This window comes from Limnohabitans sp. 15K (assembly GCF_002778285.1).
In the GTDB taxonomy this organism is placed as follows: Bacteria; Pseudomonadota; Gammaproteobacteria; order Burkholderiales; family Burkholderiaceae_C; genus Limnohabitans_A.
Genome location: NZ_NESM01000001.1, coordinates 1100524 through 1122687, shown reverse-complemented (window position 1 = coordinate 1122687; position 22164 = coordinate 1100524). Strand labels below are relative to the sequence as shown.

22 protein-coding genes and 1 other RNA gene are annotated in these 22164 nt (G+C 59.7%); 16 read left to right on the top strand and 7 right to left on the bottom strand.

Translation table 11 applies throughout. The features are described from left to right. The first annotated feature begins 111 nt into the window (after positions 1-111). Positions 112-567, top strand: a complete 456-nt coding sequence (locus tag B9Z40_RS05310; protein WP_233204792.1) for an SET domain-containing protein — start codon at positions 112-114, stop codon at positions 565-567. Positions 568-590: 23 nt separating this feature from the next. Here B9Z40_RS05310 and B9Z40_RS05305 read toward each other — a convergent pair whose 3' ends face one another. Beyond that, positions 591-845, bottom strand: a complete 255-nt coding sequence (locus B9Z40_RS05305; protein WP_100172207.1) for a VF530 family DNA-binding protein — start codon at positions 843-845, stop codon at positions 591-593. Positions 846-1132: 287 nt separating this feature from the next. Between B9Z40_RS05305 and B9Z40_RS05300 the strand changes: the two genes are divergently transcribed. Together B9Z40_RS05300 and B9Z40_RS05295 are read left to right on the top strand one after the other, a co-directional pair. Then, positions 1133-1768 carry a response regulator transcription factor gene (locus tag B9Z40_RS05300; protein WP_100172206.1) on the top strand — a complete coding sequence of 212 codons (636 nt, stop codon included), beginning with the start codon at positions 1133-1135 and terminating at the stop codon, positions 1766-1768. 188 nt (positions 1769-1956) lie between these two features. Next, entirely contained in the window at positions 1957-2601 is a 645-nt protein-coding gene (locus B9Z40_RS05295; RefSeq protein ID WP_100172205.1) for a response regulator transcription factor, read from the top strand. On the opposite strand, the gene B9Z40_RS05290 is transcribed toward B9Z40_RS05295, so the two are convergent. Continuing rightward, complete coding sequence (locus B9Z40_RS05290) at positions 2598-4418, bottom strand: NAD(P)/FAD-dependent oxidoreductase (RefSeq protein WP_100172204.1); 1821 nt, start codon at positions 4416-4418, stop codon at positions 2598-2600. The two genes, B9Z40_RS05295 and B9Z40_RS05290, sit on opposite strands and share 4 nt — an antisense overlap. Positions 4419-4477: 59 nt before the next feature. Beyond that, entirely contained in the window at positions 4478-5395 is a 918-nt protein-coding gene (gene cysK / locus B9Z40_RS05285) for a cysteine synthase A (protein WP_100172203.1), read from the bottom strand. 155 nt (positions 5396-5550) lie between these two features. Between cysK and rnpB the strand changes: the two genes are divergently transcribed. Beyond that, positions 5551-5903, top strand: an RNA gene (gene rnpB / locus B9Z40_RS05280) — RNase P RNA component class A. A gap of 77 nt (positions 5904-5980) precedes the next feature. Here the strand turns inward: rnpB and B9Z40_RS05275 are convergent. The 3 genes from B9Z40_RS05275 to B9Z40_RS05265 all read right to left on the bottom strand — a co-directional run bounded on the left by B9Z40_RS05275 (position 5981) and on the right by B9Z40_RS05265 (position 9039). Then, entirely contained in the window at positions 5981-6502 is a 522-nt protein-coding gene (locus B9Z40_RS05275; protein ID WP_100172202.1) for an Rrf2 family transcriptional regulator, read from the bottom strand. Between the two features lie 166 nt (positions 6503-6668). After that, the gene (locus B9Z40_RS05270) at positions 6669-7364 is read right to left on the bottom strand and encodes a S4 domain-containing protein (RefSeq protein ID WP_100172201.1); all 696 of its coding nucleotides are present in this window, start codon (positions 7362-7364) and stop codon (positions 6669-6671) included. 28 nt (positions 7365-7392) lie between these two features. After that, entirely contained in the window at positions 7393-9039 is a 1647-nt protein-coding gene (locus B9Z40_RS05265) for an MBL fold metallo-hydrolase (protein WP_100172200.1), read from the bottom strand. Positions 9040-9112: 73 nt separating this feature from the next. On the opposite strand from B9Z40_RS05265, the gene dapF reads away from it, so the two are divergent. From dapF to B9Z40_RS05245, 4 genes are all read left to right on the top strand, one after another. Next, positions 9113-9994 (top strand): diaminopimelate epimerase, encoded by an 882-nt coding sequence (gene dapF, locus B9Z40_RS05260; RefSeq protein ID WP_100172199.1) that lies wholly within the window; start codon positions 9113-9115, stop codon positions 9992-9994. Between the two features lie 24 nt (positions 9995-10018). Then, on the top strand, positions 10019-10708 hold the full coding sequence (locus B9Z40_RS05255) for a DUF484 family protein (RefSeq protein WP_100172198.1): 690 nt from the start codon (positions 10019-10021) through the stop codon (positions 10706-10708). Positions 10709-10726: 18 nt separating this feature from the next. Continuing rightward, the gene (locus B9Z40_RS05250) at positions 10727-11701 is read left to right on the top strand and encodes a tyrosine recombinase XerC (protein ID WP_100172197.1); all 975 of its coding nucleotides are present in this window, start codon (positions 10727-10729) and stop codon (positions 11699-11701) included. Between the two features lie 119 nt (positions 11702-11820). Continuing rightward, positions 11821-12924 (top strand): GTP-binding protein, encoded by a 1104-nt coding sequence (locus B9Z40_RS05245; protein WP_100172196.1) that lies wholly within the window; start codon positions 11821-11823, stop codon positions 12922-12924. Positions 12925-13121: 197 nt separating this feature from the next. On the opposite strand, the gene B9Z40_RS05240 is transcribed toward B9Z40_RS05245, so the two are convergent. Then, a complete protein-coding gene (locus B9Z40_RS05240; protein WP_143473924.1) occupies positions 13122-13463 on the bottom strand; it encodes a hypothetical protein in 342 nt (113 codons plus the stop codon). 79 nt (positions 13464-13542) lie between these two features. Here B9Z40_RS05240 and dksA point away from each other — a divergent pair, with 79 nt between their 5' ends. The 8 genes from dksA (at position 13543) to mraY (ending at position 22163) form a co-directional block, all read left to right on the top strand. Beyond that, complete coding sequence (gene dksA / locus B9Z40_RS05235) at positions 13543-14235, top strand: RNA polymerase-binding protein DksA (protein ID WP_369823407.1); 693 nt, start codon at positions 13543-13545, stop codon at positions 14233-14235. Positions 14236-14583: 348 nt separating this feature from the next. Further along, positions 14584-15012, top strand: coding sequence for a division/cell wall cluster transcriptional repressor MraZ (gene mraZ, locus B9Z40_RS05230; protein WP_100172194.1), 429 nt, complete (start codon positions 14584-14586; stop codon positions 15010-15012). Positions 15013-15017: 5 nt separating this feature from the next. Further along, positions 15018-15947 carry a 16S rRNA (cytosine(1402)-N(4))-methyltransferase RsmH gene (gene rsmH / locus B9Z40_RS05225; RefSeq protein WP_100172193.1) on the top strand — a complete coding sequence of 310 codons (930 nt, stop codon included), beginning with the start codon at positions 15018-15020 and terminating at the stop codon, positions 15945-15947. Further along, the gene (gene ftsL / locus B9Z40_RS05220; RefSeq protein WP_100172192.1) at positions 15944-16240 is read left to right on the top strand and encodes a cell division protein FtsL; all 297 of its coding nucleotides are present in this window, start codon (positions 15944-15946) and stop codon (positions 16238-16240) included. The genes rsmH and ftsL overlap by 4 nt, the downstream gene beginning before the upstream one ends. Continuing rightward, a complete protein-coding gene (locus B9Z40_RS05215; protein WP_100172191.1) occupies positions 16237-17970 on the top strand; it encodes a penicillin-binding protein 2 in 1734 nt (577 codons plus the stop codon). The genes ftsL and B9Z40_RS05215 overlap by 4 nt, the downstream gene beginning before the upstream one ends. Next, entirely contained in the window at positions 17970-19544 is a 1575-nt protein-coding gene (locus tag B9Z40_RS05210; RefSeq protein ID WP_100172190.1) for a UDP-N-acetylmuramoyl-L-alanyl-D-glutamate--2,6-diaminopimelate ligase, read from the top strand. The genes B9Z40_RS05215 and B9Z40_RS05210 overlap by 1 nt, the downstream gene beginning before the upstream one ends. Continuing rightward, positions 19541-20995: a UDP-N-acetylmuramoyl-tripeptide--D-alanyl-D-alanine ligase gene (murF, locus tag B9Z40_RS05205; RefSeq protein WP_199172495.1), complete on the top strand. Its 1455-nt coding sequence runs from the start codon at positions 19541-19543 to the stop codon at positions 20993-20995. Before B9Z40_RS05210 ends, murF begins: the two co-directional genes overlap by 4 nt. Beyond that, positions 20985-22163 (top strand): phospho-N-acetylmuramoyl-pentapeptide-transferase, encoded by a 1179-nt coding sequence (gene mraY / locus B9Z40_RS05200; RefSeq protein ID WP_100172189.1) that lies wholly within the window; start codon positions 20985-20987, stop codon positions 22161-22163. Before murF ends, mraY begins: the two co-directional genes overlap by 11 nt. Position 22164 lies beyond the last annotated feature (1 nt).

The window sequence follows — 22164 nt, the reverse complement described above, 5'->3', positions numbered from 1 at the left end:
AATTAAAACAGAGTCAAGTTCGCAGGGCTGTCGCTGCCGTGATGCGGTGCAAAGTCTCTATAGTCAGGCCTCGCCTCACCGCCCTTCACCTCACCCTGTTGAACACCCACTTTGAGCCATACGAACGTTCTGAGCCCCATCCATGTGCATTCTTCTGACGTGCACGGCAAAGGTGTGTTCGCGACCCGCCACATCGCCGCAGGCGAGCGGGTGATTGAATACGTGGGGGAGGTCATCACCATGGCCGAGGCGATCCGCCGTCACCCGCACGACGCCAGCAACCCCGACCACACCTTTTACTTTCACTTGGACGATGGCCTGGTGATTGACGCGCTTTATGGCGGGAACGACTCCAAATGGATCAACCATTCTTGCCGACCCAATTGTGTGCCCGACGAGCGAAAAGGGCGCATTTTCATCATGACGCGCAGGCCTGTTTTCAAAGGCGAAGAGCTGACCTTTGACTATGGCTTGTTCAGTGATGAGCCGATGACCGAGGCCTTGAAGGCGCGTTATGTCTGCCGCTGTGGTGCCGCCAAATGCCGGGGCACGATGCTGTCGGACTGAGCGAGGTGCTCAGGCCCTGCACTTCAAAAGCCTTGTCTTTTTTGCTCGCGCAGCATGAACAAGTAAAGGCTTTCTACCTTTTCACGCGCCCAAGGCGTTTTACGTAAAAACTTGAGGCTGGAGCCCACACTGGGGTCGTGGGTGAAGCAACGGATCTGGATGCGTTGACCCAGATCGTCCCAGCCATAGAAATCGGCCAACTGGGTGACGATGGCCTCCAGGGTCAGGCCGTGCAGCGGGTTGCGCGCTTGGGGGTTGTCGGTCGGTGAAAGAGGCATGTGCCGATTTTACGCAGCGCAGGTGGGATCAATGGCGGGGTCAACGCCTAGATCAAACCCAATTCTTGAGCCCTGCTTTGGTTATGGGTTGGGGCTTAGATGGCCAGTGGATGGCATTGACCTGGAAGGAATCTTGCAAATCTAACGGTTATTGAGTAGTCGTTATCACCGATACAGAGGATCGTCATTCAGCGCTGGGCGTCCTATCCTCTAAAGCACAGGGACCCGCGCTTGAATGCTCAAAAAGCGCTCGCGGTCCGTGCCTTCATTGAAAGAAAACCTGATTCATGTGCATCGACCTTGTATTGGCTGACCCTTACCCCATGATGCTCGAAGGGCTGGCCCATGCGTTCCAGGGGGCAAATGACTTTGCGGTCAAGGCATGCGTGACCAACGGCGAGGATGCCTTGCAGGCGGTACAACGTTACCGTCCCCACATTCTGGTGATGGACTTGTCCTTGTCTCGGAGAACGGGTTTGGCTTTGTTGGCCGAGATCAAGACACAAAAATGGCCAACACGTCCCGTGGTGTTCACGGGCGCTCCGATTGGCGATGTGTTGTTGGCCTTGGATCTGGATGTGCAGGGGCTGGTGTCCAAAGACAAAACCAAAGATTTTTTGGCCCGCTGTATCCAGTTCGTCCACGCGGGCGGCAAATGGTTGGACCACGATCTTTCTGACAAGAGCATGGCCCTGCTGCTGGCGCAAAAACGCGAGAAAGCCCAAGCCGCCCAGTTATTGACCCCCCGAGAAATGACGGTGGCCCGCCTGGTGACCGAGGGCTTGCCGAACAAGAGAATCGCCAGCCAACTGTCCATCAGCGAGGGGACGGCCAAGCTGCATTTGCACCACATTTACCAAAAGCTCAGTTGTTCTGGACGGATGTCTTTGCAGCGCTGCATGCAAGAGCAGGGCGTGGCGTGAAGTGAACGGAAAATAGAAAGTAGGCTGTATTTCTCTGTATGTGGGCTAGCGCACACTGAGCGGCCGGGTATCTGCCTAGACTGGGGTCAACAGCATGGCGAAAAAGAGAGGCCCTTAGCAAAGGCGCTAAAAAACTCTATTTGCATGTCACAACAGGCACTGTACTGCAGCGCTACGGAGCCAGCCTCATGTGCATTCGCGTTTTACTTTCCTCTAAACACCAGGTGATTTCTGAAGGCATCGCCGCCATCTTGCGCACCCACCCAGACATGAACGTGGTGGGCGTTTCCAACAATGGCCAGCAGACCCATGCGCTGTGCAACACCGAAGACCCCGATGTGGTGTTGATCGGCACACAAGCCAACGATGCGCAAGGTTTGCAGTTGATGCAGCAAATGGCCCACGAGCAGCCATCCCGGTGCGTGGTCGCTTTTTCCAGCGATTCGGACCGGCACTCGGTCATGGAAATTTTGAATACAGGTGCCAAAGCCTACGTGTCGACCACCAGCAGCATCGACGAATTGATGTCAGCCGTCCGAGCTGCGGCATCAGGGCGTGAGTATTTGTGCCAATCGGCTGCGTCTGAAATGATCGACTGTTTCAGGAAAGTTCGCACAGGCGATGGCCCTGCAAAAAACCTTTTAGGCGGTCGGGAAGAGCAGGTATTGCGCCTGATTGCCGATGGGTATTCGTCCAAAGAGATTGCACGCAACCTCTCGATCGCGCCCAGCACAGTGGAAGTGCACCGCCGCAACATCATGCGCAAAATTGGGATGCACAAGGTGGCCGATTTGACACGTTACGCCATTCGCCACCACATGGTGTCGGTCTAAAAGGCGGGAGCCGTGAGGTCCCAAGCCAAAGATTCGGCCACTTTGATGCCGTCCACTCCCGCCGACAAAATGCCACCCGCATAACTGGCGCCTTCGCCCGCAGGGTAGATGCCTCGGGTGTTGGTGCTTTGGTGGTCCTCGCCACGCGGGATGCGCAGTGGCGATGAGGTGCGTGTTTCCACCCCGGTCATCACCGCATCGTGCATGTCGTAGCCCTTGATCTTGCGGCCGAACACCGGCAGCGCCTCGCGCATGGCGGCCACCGCGTAATCTGGCAACACATCGGCCAAGTCGACCAACTTGACACCCGGTTTGTAGGACGGCAACACGCTGCCCCAAGTGGTGGAGGGGCGCTGCGCCAAAAAGTCACCCACCAATTGGCCTGGCGCTTCGTAGTTGCTGCCGCCCACTTCAAAAGCACGCGTTTCCAGCTGGCGCTGCAGCACGATGCCAGCCAGTGGGTGTGGTGCAGGCGGCTGTTGTGTGGCCAGTTGCTGGGCCTCATTCGCCAGTTGTGCGCCGTCTTCGTCGCCAAACGCGGCTTGCCAAGCGACTGTGTCCAGCGGGTAGTCAGGCGGGTCAATGGCGACCACCATACCGGCATTGGCGTTGCGCTCGTTGCGCGAGTACTGGCTCATGCCGTTGGTCACCACGCGGCCCGGCTCGCTGGTGGCAGCCACCACGGTGCCGCCGGGGCACATGCAAAAGCTGTAGACCGCGCGGCCGTTTTGAGCATGGTGCACCAGCTTGTAATCGGCCGCGCCCAGCAGCGGGTGGCCCGCGTGGCGGCCCCAGCGGGCTTGGTCGATCACGCTTTGGGGGTGCTCAATGCGCACGCCAATCGAAAACGCCTTGGCCTGCATGGCCACGCCGCGGCGGTGCAGCATGACAAAGGTGTCGCGTGAACTGTGGCCCAGGGCCAGCACTGCGTGACGGGTGTGCAGGGTTTGGCTGCGACCTGTGCGCAGGTCTAGGACCTGCAAGCCGGTCAATTGGTGGCCGTTTGCAGCAGGGGACAGCAGCACATCGCTCACCCGTTGCTCAAAGCGGATCTCGCCACCCAAAGCGATGATTTGCTCGCGAATGTGCTCTACCACTTTGACCAGTTTGAAGGTGCCGATGTGCGGGTGGGCGGCATACAAAATATCGACGGGCGCCCCGGCCTTGACAAATTCGTCCATCACCTTGCGGCCCAAATGGCGTGGGTCTTTGATCTGGCTGTACAGCTTGCCGTCAGAGAAGGTGCCTGCGCCGCCTTCGCCAAATTGCACATTGCTCTCGGGGTTGAGCACCTTTTTGCGCCACAGGCCCCAGGTGTCTTTGGTGCGTTCACGCACGGGCTTGCCGCGCTCCAGCACGATGGGTTTGAAGCCCATTTGCGCGAGCGCCAGCGCTGCAAACATACCGCAAGGCCCAAAGCCCACCACCATGGGGCGTTGGCCTTCTTGCTCGCCAAAATGGGCTGGTGCTTGACAGGGCGCGTGCCAAACCATGTTGGGCGTGGGCTGGATGTGCGGGTTGGCCGTGTGCTGCTGCAGCAAGGCGCTTTCGGTGGCGGCATCAGCCAGCGTGAGGTCCACGATGTAGACCGCCAGCAAATCGGCCTTGCGGGCATCGAAGCTGCGTTTGAACACATTCAGCGCGGCAATGCATCCCGCATCAATGCCTAAGGCCTGCGCAGCCAATTGGCGCAGCGCCTGTTCGGGGTGCGGTGTGGGCAGGCGGTCTTCGTCGGTCTCGGACGGCGCATCGGCCGCGCGGCGCAGTTCAACCGGCAGGGCCGAAAGGGGGAGTTTGAGTTCGGAAATTCGGATCATGGACACCTCTGTGGCTTGTGGTTATCAAGCAAGAAGTGCTGATTATCGCTGTGTGCAGCTCAATTGGGCAGGAACCCCTCGACCGACAAATAACGCTCGCCCGTGTCGTAGTTGAAACCCAGCACCGTGGCCCCGACAGGCAATTCGGCCAGTTTTTGGGCAATGGCTGCCAGCGTTGCGCCGGACGAAATGCCCACCAACATGCCTTCTTCACGCGCCGAGCGGCGGGCGTATTCACGGGCCACTTCGGCATCAACTTGGATCACGCCGTCGAGCACGCTGGTGTCCAGGTTTTTCGGGATGAAACCCGCGCCAATGCCCTGGATGGGGTGGGGCGCAGGTGCGCCGCCCGAGATCACGGGCGATGCGGCGGGTTCCACCGCAAACACTTTGAGGTTCGGAAATTGGGCTTTGAGCACGCGGGCCGCGCCGGTCAAGTGGCCGCCTGTGCCCACGCCAGTGATGAGAGCGTCAATGCCCTCAGGAAAATCGGCCAGGATCTCTTGTGCGGTGGTGCGCACATGCACGTCGATGTTGGCGGGGTTTTCAAACTGCTGGGGCATCCAGGCACCAGGGGTGCTGGCCACCAGTTCTTCAGCGCGGGCAATCGCCCCCTTCATGCCTTTTTCGCGGGGCGTCAGGTCAAACGTCGCGCCATACGCCAGCATCAGTCGGCGGCGTTCAATGCTCATGCTGTCGGGCATGACCAGCACCAGCTTGTAGCCCTTGACGGCGGCCACCATGGCCAGGCCAATGCCGGTGTTGCCCGAGGTGGGCTCGATGATGGTGCCGCCAGCTTTCAGTGCGCCGCTTTTTTCGGCGTCTTCCACCATGGCCAGCGCGATGCGGTCTTTGATCGAGCCACCTGGATTGCTTCTCTCGGACTTGATCCACACGTTGGCATGGGCACCAAACAGGCGTTGGATGCGCACATGGGGTGTGTTGCCGATGGTGTCGAGGATGGTGTGGGCTTTCATGAGGGGTTCCTGTTTCGGTGGAGTGTCGGCGCCGCGCCCTCGCGGCGAATGTGGATGGAGTCAAAGCGCATTATCGCGACGAGGGCGTCGCTCCCACAAAAATTCAGGGCTCTATTGCGGTGTGAGTGGATACCTGCAGGCGATAATCACACGGTGAAGCTCGCTAGACCGTCGCTGGTGCAATTTCCGAAAGGAAGCACTGGAGGAACGTCCGGACTGCACAGGACAGCGTAGGAGGCAACGCCTCTCCACCGTGAGGTGAGGATCAGAGCAACAGAGACGAGCCGATTGAGTTCGGGTGAAACGGGCAATCTCTACGCGCAGCAATACCAAGTAGGCCTTCCTGAAGGGGTGCGGTTCGCCGCATGCCTTCTCCCTGTGGTTCCGCGGGGTGAGTTGGCGGGTAGGTAGCATCGAGCCGGGTGGGCGACCCCCGGCCCAGAGTAATGGCGGTCACGCAGCGGGCAACCGCTGTGCACAGAATCCGGCTTATCGGCGAGCTTCACACTTTTTCAGGCCACAAAAAACCCGCCGAAGCGGGTTTTTTGCTTTTGCTTGTAAAGATCAGCCGCGTGCTGTGTTTAATTAACCGCGCGAGGGCATCAAGCTTGCCCCCAAGGCAAACACCGAGTTGGGCGCGGTGATTTTCAAAGTGCTTTTGGGCTTGGCAAACACACCGCGCTTGACGGCTGGGGCGGGTGCAGGCTCGACGGTCACACCCTTGGTGCGCTGCTCGGCCACCAATTGGCGCAGGCTGATCGATTGCAGGTGTGTCAGCATTTTTTCGTTCAGGCTGGCCCACAACTCGCTGTTCATCCAGCCGCCTTCGGCTGCGGCTTCTTCGTCCGAGGGTGCATCTACAGCGCCCACAATGTCGGCCATGCTGATTTTTTCGGCATGGCGCGAGAGCGAATAACCGCCGCCAGGACCACGGGTGCTTTCAACCAAGCCGTGCTGGCGCAGTTTGCTGAACAGCTGTTCCAGATAGGACAGCGAAATTTGGTGGCGCACGCTGATGGCGGCCAGCGACACGGGGCCGCGGTCTTCGCGCAGCGCCACGTCGATCATCGCGGTGACGGCAAATCGGCTTTTGGTGCTCAAACGCATGGTGTGCTCCTTGATTCGTTGGACAAGCCCTCATGAACATTGCCCAAGTCACGTTCTGCGAGGTCGCAAATGTGACTATTCGGTAATTTTCTCAGACTCTTGACACAAATGGGGATTGCCCGTTCCATTTCAAGGGTAAATCCTGTGTGTTTTTGTCGGAAATCAACTAGAACCGTTCGTAACCTTCGAGTTGCCGCCACTGACCGGGCTCAAGAGGTGCCACGCTCAAGCGCCCCACGCGCTGGCGGCGCAGGTCTTGCAGCGGGCATTGTTCGTCCAGCCAGCGGCCCAAATCCAGACCGTCAATGTCTTTGCCAGCGATGCGCAGCACCGTGAGGGTGTCGGTCTGCCGGTTGATGCTGGTGCGAATGCCCGGGCCGTTCAGGGACTTGATCAGACCTTCGGGCACTTCGCCACCCACGGTCGCCATCCACTCTTGCTCCATCGGACTGCGGCGGTCCTCCAAATGGCGCAGCACCGCCACATCGTCCGTGAAAATGCACAGCCCACTGGCGGGTTTGGCCAGAGGCAGGGGCATTTGCATTTTGGCCAGGCGTTCAGGACCCCAAATGCCGGGTTGGGGGGCTTTGAGACCCACGGTATCTTGGAGCCAAGCCAAATTGGCCACCCGGTGGGCCGCCTTAAACAGCACCAAAGTCATGGGGGCCAAGGCGGCCATGGAGACCAAACGGTTGACTTGAACGGCTTGTTCGTCCCGCACGCGCCGGGCTGGGTCGGTGACCACTTTGCCTGCAACTTGCACGCCCCCGGCCACGATCAGGGCTTCGGCTTCGCGGCGCGAGCAGTTTTGCTCAGCGGCTACGCGTTTGGCCAGGCGAATGCCTTCTTCAGAAGAAATCATCAATGCTTTCAAAAAATCTCAAGGCGAATCAAGACAGGGCTTGCTCGCGGATGTGGTCCACATGCGCTTGCAAAGAGCGGGCCGCCACGGGCCAGAGGCGTGAAGGCACGTCGTCGTAGGCTTTTTCCACCCACTCTTGCAGGCTGCCTTGGGGAAGTGCCTGCATGGCGGCGGCGATTTTGGCCTCGCGTTTGAGGCGGTGCGCTTTCAGGTGCGTGATGGCCTGGTGGGCAAAGCCCAGCACATGACCGTGCGCGGGCAAGATGAATTCGATGCCACCGGCCTCGCAGGCTGCAGCTAATTTGTCCAGCGATTCCAAATAGTCACCCATGTGGCCATCGGGCGGGTCGATCACGGTGGTGCTGCCGTTGAGCACATGGTCGCCCGAGAACAGCAGGCCGTCTTCTTCGAGCACCAGACACAGGTGATTGGCCGCGTGTCCAGGCGTGTGCACCACACGCAGGGTGTGGGTGATTTCGCCATCCACGCCAATGCCTTGCAGCACCAGTTTTTCGCCATCGGCCAGTTCGCGCTCGGGGGTGAAGCGGCTGTTCACACGGGCGGTGGGGCGTGAGGAGAGGCCCAGTATGGGCGGCTTGTGGGTACACAGCGCCTGCAGCGGGGCCGCGCCAGGTGAATGGTCTGGGTGCGAGTGGGTGCACACAATCGCCTTGATTTGCCCACCCGCCGCACGCCACAGGCGCTGCAGGTGGTCGTTGTCGGCCGGGCCGGGGTCGATGGCGATGTAGCCGGTGTTCGGGTCGCCCACCAAATAGCTGTTGGTGCCGGGGCCGGTCATCACGCCGGGGTTGGGGGCGGTGAGGCGCTGCACGTTTTGGAGCAGGGGCACCGGCTGGTCGGTTTGCCAGTCCAGGTGGTGGTGAATTTGCCCGTCGGGTGTGACCAAGGCCAGCTCGCCAAATGGGGCTTCGTGCTCCATGTAGCGCGCTTCGTTGCCCGCCAGCCAGCCCGCACGGGGGCAGCTGGTCCACAGCGGTTCATCGTTCACCGCGCAGGCTTGCAGCACGTCGTCGACTTTGGCAAATGCTTTGAGGCGCTCCAGTGTGCGAACGGTGGGGAAGACCATGAAAAACTGGCCCTCTGCGTGGCGGGTCAGCGCATCGGCTGGGCGCACCCAGAGGGGTTCAAATTGCTCGGTTTCGTCGGCCACCGGGGTCTGGCCTTCGGGCATGCGGGCGACCAGAAAGGGCACGTCAAAGCGGCGCGGCAAGTCGCGGTCAGTGATCCAGTGGGCCAATACAAAAACCTGGTCGGCGGCGAGTGTCAGGCCTCGGGCTTGGCATTGGCTTGCAAACGGTGCTTTTCGGTCGATGGCCGCGATGTCGCTCTGATCGGCCCAGCGCCCATCGGCATGGCGGGCCAACAAAATGCCCAGCTCCTCAAAGCTCTCACGGATGGCTGCGATGGCTTGGGTCAGGTGCAGATCGCTTTGTGTGGTGCGACGCTTGGCCATGGTGTGGGCTTGGGTGTCGGCGGCATCAATGCCCCCGCCCGGGAACACATAAGCCCCAGGTGCAAAGCTGGCCGTCATCGAGCGACGTGTCATCAAGACTTCGATCCCGTCGGGTCCATCGCGCAGCAGCAGCACGGTGGCGGCTGGGCGCAGCGGGGCGGGTTCGCGTTGGAGGTGAAGGAGTTGAGATTGGCGTGCCATGGCCCATTATCTGTTGACTTTTCGGCTGACTGCTTGCCCTGGTGGGTGTGGGCTCGAGGCGATAATCCAGGCCATGCACATTCGCTTTACCAAGATGCAAGGGGCAGGCAACGATTTTGTCGTGCTCGACGAGACGCAGGGCCGTTTGGGCCTGAACGCGGCCCAGTACCGTTTTCTGGCCGACCGCCACTTTGGCGTGGGCGCCGATCAGATTTTGACGGTGCGCCCCTCGCCCGCGATGGGGCTGGATTTTGAATACGTGATCCACAACGCCGACGGCGGCGAGGTGGAGCACTGCGGCAACGGGGCCCGTTGTTTTGTGCGCTACGTGCGCGACAAGGGCCTGACCGACAAAACCACGGTGCGCGTGAAGGTGCAGCAAGGCGAGATCGATCTCACCATGAACCCCGATGGCCGCGTGACGGTGAACATGGGCGCGCCCATTTTTGATTGGGAGCGTGTGCCCTTCAACCCCATTGGCCTCATCAGTGACCAGGTCAACGGCTGGCCCGTGTTCGATTTGGCGCTGGGCGAGTTGGGCATGGCCCCTTCCATCGCACGCGTGGGCGTGGTCTCCATGGGCAACCCGCATGCCGTGCAGCGGGTGGACAACGTGGACACTTTCCCGGTGTTGGCCCAAGGTCCAAGGATTGAAAACCACCCGGCTTTCCCCAAGCGCGTGAACGCGGGCTTTATGCAGATTGTCTCGCGCAGCCAAATCAAATTGCGGGTTTTCGAGCGGGGCACGGGCGAAACCCTGGCTTGCGGCACGGGTGCGTGTGCAGCCGTGGTCGCCGGCATCCGCCAAGGCTGGCTGGACCCCCTTGTGGATGTCCAAACCCACGGCGGCACCCTCACCATTGAGTGGGCAGGACAGCCCGATAGCCCCGTGATGATGACGGGGCCCGCCACTTCTGTGTTTGAGGGCAGCATCGATGTGCCTGACTCACTTTGACCTTTTGAATTTCTGGAGCCTCCCATGACGAAGCCTGAACCCATGAGCCCGATCACCGAAGACGACATCGCCGATTATTTGGTGAACACACCGGACTTTTTTGAGCGCCACGCCTCGCTGTTGGCCACCGTGCAACTGACCCACCCCCAAAGTCACCGCACCGTGGGCTTGCAGGAGCGTCAAGCGCAAATGCTGCGCGACAAAATCAAGGGCCTGGAGCACCGCATCATGGACATGATGCGGCACGGCAACGAAAACATGGTGCTGACCGACAAGCTGCACCGCTGGTCGTGCGAGTTGCTCGTCACACCCCACGACCAATTGGCCGATTTGGCGGTGGACAACATCCGTGATCTGTTTCAGGTGCCGCAAGTGGCTTTGCGTTTGTGGTCGCTGCAGGGCGAGCACGCTCAGGCGGCGTATGCGCAGGGTGTGACCGAAGCGGTGCAAGTGTTGGCCACTTCATTGGACACGCCTTATGTGGGGCCGAACTCGGGTTATGAAGCCGTGCAGTGGTTGGCTGAACCCACGCAGGCGGCTTCTTTGGCGCTGCTCGCTTTGCGCCCGGCACCGGGTCAAGCTGCTTTTGGCCTGTTGGTGCTGGCCTCGCCTGACGCCCAGCGCTTCAACAGCCAAATGGGCACCGACCTGCTGGAGCGTCTGGCCGAGTTGGCGGGTGCAGCTTTGTCGGTGTTGCAAAAGCCGCAGGCTTGAACGGTGTCGGACGCGGCCATGGCGGACGCGGCGGCCACCGACCCGCTGGTGTCCCGGTATCTGGACCATGTGCGCTTTGAAAAGCGCTTGGCCGAACGCACCTGCACCCTGTACCAACTGGATTTGACGCGCCTGGCCGAGATGGCGGCGGCAACTCAAGTGCCCTTGTTGCAGGTGCAAAGCGGCCATGTGCGCCGCTGGGTGGCCCAGATGCACAGCGCCGGGCGCAGTGGGCGCGGCATTGCACTCATCTTGTCGGGCTGGCGCGGGTTTTACGCCTGGCTGGGGCGCGAGGGCCTGATCCCGCTCAACCCGGTGGCCGACGTGCGGGCCCCGCGTGTGGCCAAGCCCTTGCCCAAGGCGCTGGGCGTGGACGAAGCGGTGCAGTTGGCCGAGCACGAAGAGGACAACGACGACCCCTGGCTCGAAGCCCGAGACACGGCCATGGTCGAACTCCTTTACGGCTGCGGCCTGCGCATTGCCGAGTTGACCGGGCTGGACGTGGTGGCCAGCACCGACGCCAGTCGGGCAGGGCGCGGCTGGATCGACCTGCAAAACGCCGAGGTGCAGGTGCAGGGCAAAGGCAGCAAGCGCCGCACCGTGCCTTTGGGGCGGGCGGCCATCGAGGCGCTGAACCACTGGCTGGCCGTGCGCCCGCAATTGACGGGCATGTTGATGCAGCCCGTCAAAGGGGCATCTCCTTTGGCGCTGGCACTGTTTCCCGGGCGGCACGGCACGCGCCTGACGCCTCGCGGTGTGGCGCAGCGCCTCAAGCGCCGCAGCCTGCTGGCGGGTCTGGCCACCCCGGTGCACCCGCACATGCTGCGTCACTCGTTTGCCAGCCATGTGCTGCAGTCCAGCGGCGATCTGCGGGCGGTGCAAGAGTTGCTGGGCCACGCCAACATCAGCACCACCCAGGTTTACACGCGGCTGGATTTTCAGCACCTGGCCAAAACCTACGACGCAGCCCACCCCCGCGCCAAGCGCAAATGAAGCCCGCTTTGTCCCACTGGGCAGCGTTGTAAGGCCATGACCGCCGCGCACGCTTGGCGCTTGAATTCGTCGCTACACTCCCCAACTCGTGCTTTTTTGACCTGCAACGGAACCGTGCCATGTCCCTGATCCCCACCACCATCCTGACCGGCTTTTTGGGCTCGGGCAAAACCACCCTGCTCAAACGCGTGCTGACCGAGGCCCACGGCCAAAAGATCGCGGTGATCGAGAACGAGTTTGGTGAGGAAAACATCGACAACGACATCCTGGTGTCAGAAACCGATGAGCAGATCATCCAGATGAGCAATGGCTGCATCTGCTGCACCATCCGCGAAGACCTGCGCGTGACCTTGCAGCTCTTGGCCGCCAAGCGCCGCAAGGGCTTGCTGGACTTTGACCGCATCGTGATCGAGACCACGGGCTTGGCCGATCCCGGCCCGGTGGCACAGACTTTTTTCATGGACGACGAGATCGCCGAGACTTATTTGCTCGATTCCATCCTGACCCTGGTGGACGCCAAGCATGCGGCCCAGCAATTGAACGACCGCCAGGAAGCACGTCGCCAAGTCGGCTTTGCCGACCAGATTTTCATCAGCAAGGCCGATTTGGTCTCGGCCGAAGAACTCGACGCCTTGCTGCACCGCCTGAAACACATGAACCCGCGTGCCCCACAAAAAGTGGTGCATTTCGGTGAAGTGGCACTGTCTGAGGTGTTCGATCTGAAGGGCTTCAACCTGAACGCCAAGCTCGACATCGACCCGGACTTTCTCAAAGAGGACGACCATGATCATGTGCACGGCGAGCATTGCGACCACCCGTCACACCAACACGAGCAGGCCCATGACCACGAACATGGTGAGCATTGTGACCACCCTTCGCACCAACACGACGCGGCTCAAGGTCAGGGGCACCACCATCACCACGATGACGATGTGAAAAGCTTTGTTTTCCGCTCGGACAAAGCGTTTGATCCGGCCAAGCTGGAAGACTTTTTGGGCGCCATCGTCAACATTTACGGCCCCCGCATGCTGCGTTACAAAGGCGTGTTAAACATGCGCGGCACCGAGCGCAAGGTGATTTTCCAGGGCGTGCACCAGCTCATGGGCAGCGATTTGGGCCCCATGTGGGCCGATGGCGAGGTCAAAACGAGCAAGATGGTGTTCATTGGCATCGATTTGCCCAAAGACATCTTGTTGCAAGGCTTGGAACAGTGCTTGGTGTGACTTGGCACAGTCAACTCGACCTTTAATCTTGGCCGGGTCATTTTTGAACCGTTCTTATCGTTACAATCGCCCGCCTGAAGCCTCCCCCTTTTTGGGGAGGCTGTTGAACCCCATACAGTTTTAAAGGGGTTGAACTGCAAATCAACAGGTTTTTCCATCGAATGCTGCAGGGTGGCAAAAGGTGTGGGCCTGATTTTTCACACGGCTAGGAGACAAGACGTGACGACCCCGAAGAAAAAAGTGGCGGCCCCTGTGAAAACCACGTCGGCCAAAGCGGCACCCGCCAAAAAAGGGGTGCAAGCCAAACCGGCAGCCCCGGTTAAAAGTGAGGCCAAAGCCAAAACGCCAACCAAAGCGGTTGTGAAAGCGCCGGCCAAGGCTGTGACCAAAACGGTTGCAAAAGCGCCTGTCAAAGCGCCGGCTAAAACCTCGGCCAAGGCTTCCTCCAAACCGGTTGTGAAGGCCAAGGCCGCACCTGCCCCAGTCAAAACCAAAGCTGCCACACCTGTCGCCCCCAAAGCGCCTGTGACAGCCTCCAAGCCAACCGCTGCCCCCAAGGCAAAAGTGGCACCCGCAAAATCGTCTCCTCAGGCGATTCCAGTACCTAAAGCGAAATCTATGACAGTTCAAAAAGTGGCGACGACGACTCCCCCGGTCGCCCCAGTGGTCGAGGCGGTGGCCTCAGTGGCGGCTCCGGCAGCGCCCGAGCAATTGGTCCGTGCCACACGCCCTTCTGCACGTTTGGCCCAAATCACGGTGCCCTCTTTGCCCCCTGCAGTGGCTTCGACGGCCGCTAAATCCAGTTTCATGCCGACCACGCCCGTGTTGGCCGTTTCTGCGCCTTTTGCACCGATCAAAAAAGACCCCAAGCTGGCCAACAACTGGAAAAACAAGCCTGTAGAAGACTTGACCGATGCCGAAATCTTGGCCATGTCGGACGATGAGTACATGAACAGCGTGCAGATGGCCTACTTTCGCCGCAAGCTGTCCATCTTGAAGCAGGAGATCTTGTACAGCGCGGGTGCGACCACCGAGCATTTGCGTGAAGACACCGTGGTGGTGCCAGACCCGGCAGACCGCGCCACGATCGAGGAAGAGCACGCTCTGGAGCTGCGCACCCGCGACCGTGAGCGCAAGTTGCTCAAGAAGATCGAGCAATCCATTGTGTTGATCGATGGCGGAGAATACGGCTACTGCGATGAGACGGGCGAACCCATTGGTGTGGGCCGCTTGTTGGCACGTCCTACCGCGACCCTGTCCCTCGAAGCGCAGCAGCGCCGAGAGTTGAAGCAAAAAATGTTTGGTGATTGATCCACGCCTGCTTTGTGACAGCCGTAAAAAAACCCCTCTCGAGGGGTTTTTTTACGGCCAGAGACCCGGCAAGGTTTTGAAAAAATGCTTTTGGGTTTGATGCATTTGTTATTTTTCATTTTTTTTGATCCTTCACAGCTTACTTTCACTGCCTCTCGTAAGTGCCTAATTTACAAAGAAATTCTCCGCCTGGTTGGCTTCAATTCCAGCGCTAAGCCATTGATTTCATTGAAAAAAATGATCTAAACCCGTTGAGTTGGAGTGAATTCCTGATACAGTGCAAAAAAGTGCAATTAAGTGGGGGAAAGTGTTTCCACTGGTGCATTTCAACTGGAAAAGGTCTTCGCTGTGTTTCAAGGCGCTTCATCGCTGAGTCTGGATGCCAAAGGGCGGTTGTCTGTACCGACCCGGCATCGTGACGTCCTGAGCGCGACAGCCCAAGGCCAGCTGACCATCACCAAGCACCCGCATGGCTGCCTGATGGTGTTCCCCCGCCCCGAGTGGGAAAAGTTCCGCGAACGCATCGCCGCCTTGCCCATGTCGGCCCAATGGTGGAAGCGGATCTTTTTGGGCAACGCCATGGATGTCGAGATGGATGGTACCGGCCGTGTCTTGATCTCCCCAGAGTTGCGCCAAGCCGCAGGCATTTCCAAAGACACCATGCTTTTGGGCATGGGCAACCACTTTGAGTTGTGGGACAAAACCACCTACGACGCGCAAGAAGCGCAGGCCATGCAGGGCGACATGCCCGATGTGTTCAAGGACTTCTCGTTCTGAACGCCATGAGCACCTCTGCACTGACCCACATCACGGTCCTTTTGAATGAGGCCGTTGACGAATTACTGCAGGCTTCGGCCGGTGCTGACGGCCGCTATGTGGATGCCACATTCGGTCGAGGCGGACACTCCCGCTTGATTTTGTCGCGTTTGTCCGCGCAAGGCCGTTTGCAGGCTTTTGACAAAGACCTCGAGGCGATTGCAGAGGCTGGGCGCATCGCAGACAGCCGTTTCTCGATTCGCCATGAAGGCTTTTCGAACCTGGGTGAACTGCCTCCTGGCAGTGTCGACGGCGTCTTGATGGACCTGGGCATCAGCTCCCCCCAAATTGACAGCCCCGAGAGGGGTTTTTCTTTTCGTTTTGACGGCCCACTGGACATGCGCATGGACACCACGCGCGGACAAAGTGTGGCCGATTGGCTGGCCACTGCAGAGGTGGATCAAATCACGGAGGTGATACGTGACTATGGCGAAGAACGGTTTGCTTTTCAGATTGCAAAGGCGCTTGTGGCTCGCCGACAAGAGCGGGGCCCAATTTCAACCACCACCGATTTGGCCCAGCTCGTGGCTGACACGGTCAAAACTCGCGAGCCGGGCCAGAACCCTGCAACGCGGACATTTCAGGCTTTTCGGATTTTCATCAACGCAGAGCTTGCGGAGCTCGAACAAGCGTTAGAAGCCAGTCTGCAGGTCTTGGCCCCAGGCGGGCGTTTGGTGGTGATCAGCTTCCATTCGCTGGAAGACCGCATCGTCAAGCAATTCATGGCCAAGCACTCCAAAGAGGTGGTGGACCGCCGCGTGCCTTTTGCCGCGCCAGTGGCCATGCGCTTGAAGACCCATGGCCGCATTCGTCCCAGCGAAACGGAAGTGCGCGGCAACCCCCGTTCGCGCAGCGCCATCATGCGCATGGCTGAGCGCACCGAGGTGCCGGCATGACCCGCTTGAGCCTCTTTTTATTGATGGCTGTCTTGGCCAGTGCACTGGTGTTGGTGCATAGCCAATATGAAACGCGCCGTTTGTTCATGGCGCTGGAGTCGGCCAACAAAGAAGCCAAACGCCTGGAGGTGGACCACGACCGCCTGCAGGTCGAGCGACGCGCCCAGGCCACGCCTTTGCGTGTCGAGCAAATCGCACGGCAGCAATTGCAAATGCGCCCGGCTTCGCCTGGCATTACCCAATACGTGAGCAAGCCTGGTGCTGCCAATGCTGTGCAGGAGGCGCGTCCGTGAGCCGCAGCGTCCAGCTTTCTTCGAGCCCTTTGCTGGCCAGCAAAACGCCCGTCTGGCGCAGCAAGTTCATTGTGGCGGCCATTGCACTGGGTTTTACAGGTTTGATTGCCCGTGCTGCTTACGTTCAGGTCTATGCCAACGACTTTTTTCTGCGTCAAGGTGAAGTGCGTTTTGCCCGCACCCTGACCTTGCCTGCCAACCGGGGGCGTGTGCTCGACCGCAATGGCATGTTGTTGGCCTCTAGCGTCCCTGCGCCCAGCATTTGGGCCAACCCGGAAGACATCGACCGTGATCCCGCCAAGCTGCGTGAACTGGCCCGCTTGCTCGACATGTCAACCGCCGAGTTGGAAAAAAAACTCAAGGACGATGAAAAAACCTTTGTCTGGCTGCGCAGGCAGCTGGATGAGCCGGTGGTCAAGCAAATTTTGGCGCTGGGCATCAAGGGCGTGTACGACATCAAGGAGTACAAGCGTTTGTACCCTGAGGGCGAGGCGGCTGCGCACATTGTGGGCTTCACCAACGTAGAAGATCAGGGCCAAGAAGGCGTGGAGTTGGTGTTCCAAAAGCAGCTGTCCGGCAAGCCCGGCTCACGCCGTGTGATCAAGGACCGCTTGGGGCGTGTGGTTGAAGACGTGGGCGAGACCGTGCCGCCTGTGGATGGCGAAGACTTGCAGTTGAGCATCGACAGCAAGGTCCAGTTTTTTGCTTACCAAAAGTTGCGCGAAGCGGTGCTGGAGCACAAAGCCAAGGCGGGCAGTGTGGTCGTGCTCGACGCCCAATCTGGCGAGGTTTTGGCATTGGCCAATTACCCCAGTTACTCGCCCGACAAACGGGTCAACCTGAGTGGCGAGCAGCTGCGCAACCGCGCGTTGACCGACACCTTTGAGCCCGGCTCCACCATGAAGCCCTTTGCGGTGGGGCTGGCTTTGGAAAAAGGCCTGGTCAAGCCCGAGACGCCCATTCAGACGGCCCCAGGCCGCATCACCATCACCGGCTCGACCATCTCCGATGCCCACCCGCACGGCGTGTTGACGGTGAATGAAGTGATTCAGAAGTCGAGCAACGTGGGCACCGTGAAGATGGCCATGCAGTTGCAACCCCGCGAAATGTGGGAAATGTTTGCACAAGTGGGCTTTGGGCAAAAGCCCCAGCTGCCTTTTCCGGGTGTGGTCAGTGGGCGCCTGCGTCCTTACAAAACTTGGCGTCCGATTGAGCAAGCGACCATGAGTTACGGTTACGGCATTTCGGGCAGTTTGTTCCAAGTGGCTCGGGCTTACACCGTGTTTGCACGCGATGGTGAGGTGGTTCCGGCCACGCTCATGAAGACCGAGCAGCAGGTGCAAGGCGTGCGGGTGTTCAGTGTCGAAAACGCCAAAGCCATGCGCAAGATGCTGCAGATGGCCGCCGGCCCGGGTGGTACCGCGCCCAAAGCCCAGACCATGGGTTATTCGGTGGGTGGCAAAACAGGCACGGCCCACAAACAAGAAGGCAAAGGCTACGCCGGTAAAAAGTACCGGGGCTTCTTTGTCGGTATGGCGCCCATTGAGGCGCCGCGCATCGTGGTGGCGGTGATGATCGACGAGCCCAGCAATGGGCGGTATTTTGGTGGTGATGTCGCTGCGCCTGTGTTCAGTCAGACGGTGCAGCAAACCTTGCGCATGATGGGTGTACAGCCTGACATGGCGGTCAAGCCCCAGACCGTGGCCAAGTCGGTCGAGGAGTCGTTCTGATGCAGATGCTGCACAACGCCCCCGAAGCTGCCCGCTGGTTGCGCACGCGCGTGACCGGCGAGTTGCGCACCGACAGCCGTTTGGTGCAAGCAGGCGACGGCTTCATCGCTTGGCCAGGCGCTGCCACCGACGGTCGGCGTTATTTGGCGCAAGCTCTGGCACAAGGGGCTGCTGCTTGTCTGATGGAGTCAGCAGGGCATGAACCTTGGCTGCAGGTCTTGCAGGCCGATGCCTCCCATGCAGAAGCGCCACAAAAGTTGGCGGCCATGACCGAGCTCAAAGCGCAAACGGGCTGGGTCGCAGATGCTTATTACGAACAGCCCAGCCAAGCATTGAACGTGCTGGCGGTGACCGGTACCAACGGCAAAACCTCGACCGCTTGGTGGTTGGCGCAGGCGTTGTCTTCGCCTGAATTGCAACAAACCTGTGGTCTGGTGGGCACCTTGGGCGTGGGCCAGTTGCCTCACTTGGTGAGCACCGGCATGACGACCCCAGACCCCGTCTTGTTGCAGCGGCAATTTCGCGCCTTCGACGATGCGGGTGTGACCCACTGCGCCATTGAAGCTTCATCCATCGGTTTGGCAGAGCACCGTTTGGATGGCACGCAAATTCGCGTGGCCGTGTTCACCAACTTCACCCAAGACCACCTCGATTACCACGGCGACATGGCCTGTTATTGGTCGGCCAAAGCAGCCTTGTTTGGCTGGACGGGTTTGCAGGCCGCGGTGATCAATGTGGATGACGCCCAAGGGGCCTTGCTGGCCAAGGAGCTACAGGGCGCTTCGTTGGACATCTGGACCTGTTCGAAAGGCTTGAATGCCCATTCGCCCGCGCGTTTGCACGCTCGTGCACTGCCCAGTGCCGATGGCTTGGCGTTTGAGGTGATCGAGGGCGCGCAAGTGCAGACATTGCACACGGGCCTGATGGGCGATTACAACATCGACAACCTGTTGGGCGTGATCGGCAGTTTGCGTGCCTTGGGTTTTGATTTGGCTCAGGCTGTGCGCGCTTGTGCGCACCTGACCGCTGTACCGGGCCGCATGCAACGCGTGAGCGCTGAAGTGGGTGACATGACCTCACCCTCACCCCATGGCGATCAGAATTTGCCTTTGGTGGTGGTGGACTACGCCCACACGCCCGATGCCATCTCGCACGCATTGGCAGCGCTGCGCTCGCAGGCGACGCAGCGTGGTGGTCGTTTGTGGTGCGTGTTGGGTTGTGGTGGCGACCGTGATGCCAGCAAACGCCCTTTGATGGCAGCCGCTGCCGAGGCCGCAGCCGACCAAGTGGTGTTGACCAGCGACAACCCCCGTTCAGAATCGCCAGAGGCCATTTTGGCGGCCATGTCGCAAGGCCTGACGCAAGCGCACCAGGCGCTCGTCGAGACCGATCGTGCCGTGGCCATTGCCAGGGTGGTGGCCCAAGCAGCAGCGCAAGACGTGGTCTTGGTGGCTGGGAAAGGCCATGAAACCACGCAAGAAATTCAAGGCGTGCGCCATCCATTTTCGGATGTGGCGCAGGTCCGCATGGCTTTGCAGCAACGCGCTGCCCAAGGCCAAGGGGCGAACGCATGACCATCAAGACCACCATGCATTTGAAACTCGACTTGGCCTTGAGTTGGCTCAGCCAGGGGCGTGGTGTCCATGTTCAAGGTGTGGTGGCCGATCGCGTGCACACCGACAGCCGCAGCTTGTTGCCGGGCGACTTGTTTGTCGCTTTGCGTGGCGAGCGGTTTGACGGCAACCAGTTCATCGCCCAGGCCAAAGCCCAGGGTGCCGTCGCTGTGGTGTGTGAGGCCTCTGGCGAGGCCGCGGCTGCTGCGCATGGTTTGCCCGCTCTGGTGGTGCCCGATGCGCGCATCGCTTTGGGCGAATTGGCAGCAGGCTGGCGTGCGCAGTTCGATGTGCCCGTCATCGCCGTCACGGGCAGCAATGGCAAAACCACCGTGACGCAAATGATTGCGAGCATCTTGCGCGCCCATGCCGGTGACGATGCCTTGTCCACCGAGGGTAATCTCAACAACGACATTGGTGTGCCGTTGACCTTGTTCAACCTGCGTGCCCACCACCGCATCGCTGTGGTCGAGCTGGGCATGAACCACCCTGGTGAAATCGCTTACTTGTCCCAATTGGCCCAGCCAACCGTGGCCTTGGTCAACAACGCACAGCGCGAACACCAAGAGTTCATGGGGACGGTCGAGGCCGTGGCCCTCGAAAACGGTGCCGTGTTGCAAGCCTTGCCCGATTCAGGTGTGGCGGTTTTTCCATCTGACGATGACTTCACCGCTGTCTGGCAGGCCATGAGTGTGCAACGTGCACAGCGCACATTTGCCATGACCGGCGATGCCGCGGGACAGCCCGGCGATGTGCGTGCAGCCGTCGTGGTTTGGCAATCGGGCGCTTGGCAGTTCACCCTCAAAACACCTGAAGGCACAGCCCCGGTGCATTTGCACATTGCAGGTCGTCACAACGTGAAAAACGCCTTGGCCGCCAGTGCGTGTGCGCTGGCCGCTGGGGTGTCTTTGTCTGCTGTGGCGCAAGGCCTGATGGCTTTTGAGCCCGTTAAAGGCCGCTCGCGTGCCCTGGTGTTGCATGCTACGGGTGGTGACATCACTTTGGTGGACGACACCTACAACGCCAACCCCGATTCGGTGCGTGCCGCCATTGATGTGCTGGCCGAATTGCCTTCACCGCGTTTGTTGGTGTTGGGTGACATGGGTGAAGTGGGCAACCAAGGCCCAGAGTTCCATGCCGAAGTGGGTTCCTATGCCGCCGAAAGCGGCATCCAGGCGCTCTACACCCTGGGCGACTTGAGCGTGCACGCAGCCCAAGCTTTTGGTGCATCCCGTCATTTCGCCGACATGGACAGTTTGCTGGCTGTTGCCCAAGCCCAGGTGGGTCAATTTCAAAGTGTGGTCGTCAAAGGCTCGCGCTTCATGAAGATGGAACGCGTGGTGCAAGCCCTGCTGTCAGCAGGCGAAGACAAGAAAAACAACAACAAAAAAGGGGAGGCCCATGCTGCTTAGTCTGGCCCAGTGGTTGCAAAGTCTGTCGCCCGAGTGGGGCTTTTTGCGCGTTTTCCAATACATCACCTTCCGTGCCGTGATGGCCGCGATGACGGCGCTCTTGATCGGCTTGGCCGCAGGCCCCTTTGTGATCCGCCGTTTGACCTCACTCAAGATCGGCCAGCCGATCCGGGGCTACGGCATGGAGTCGCATTTGTCCAAAAGTGGGACACCCACCATGGGCGGCGTGCTCATTTTGTTGTCGATCGCGATCTCCACCTTGCTGTGGTTTGACCTGTCCAACCGTTTTGTCTGGATCGTACTGATCGTGACCCTGGGCTTTGGGGCCATTGGCTGGGTTGATGACTGGCGCAAAGTGGTCAACAAAGACCCTGAGGGCATGCGCTCACGCGAGAAGTATTTCTGGCAATCCGTGATTGGTTTGTTGGCCGCGCTTTATTTGGTGTTCAGCATTTCTGAAGTCTCCAACGCCAGGGTGCTGGACTTGTTCGGTCAGTGGGTGTTGTCGGGTTTTGACGTGAATTTACCGCCCAAGGCAGGCTTGCAAGTGCCTTTCTTCAAGGAAATCAACTACCCCTTGGGTGTGTTGGGCTTTGTGGTCTTGACTTACCTGGTCATTGTGGGTTCGAGCAACGCGGTCAACCTGACCGATGGGCTGGACGGTTTGGCCATCATGCCGGTGGTGATGGTGGGTTCGGCACTGGGCGTGTTTGCCTACGTGACGGGCAGCTCGGTGTATTCCAAATACCTGTTTTTCCCGCACATTCCTGGCTCTGGCGAATTGATGATTTTTTGCGCCGCCATGGCCGGTGCTGGCCTGGCGTTCTTGTGGTTCAACACCCACCCGGCGCAAGTGTTCATGGGCGATGTCGGCGCCTTGGCTTTGGGGGCCGCATTGGGCACGATCGCGGTCATTGTGCGCGCTGAGATCGTGTTGGCCATCATGGGTGGCATCTTTGTGGTCGAGGCCCTGTCGGTCATGGCCCAGGTGACCTACTTCAAGTACACCAAGAAGAAATACGGCGAAGGTCGTCGTATTCTGAAGATGGCCCCTTTGCACCACCACTTTGAGAAAAGTGGATGGAAAGAAACACAAGTGGTGGTCCGTTTCTGGATCATCACCATGTTGCTGTGTTTGGTCGGCTTGTCGACCCTGAAGCTGAGGTAAG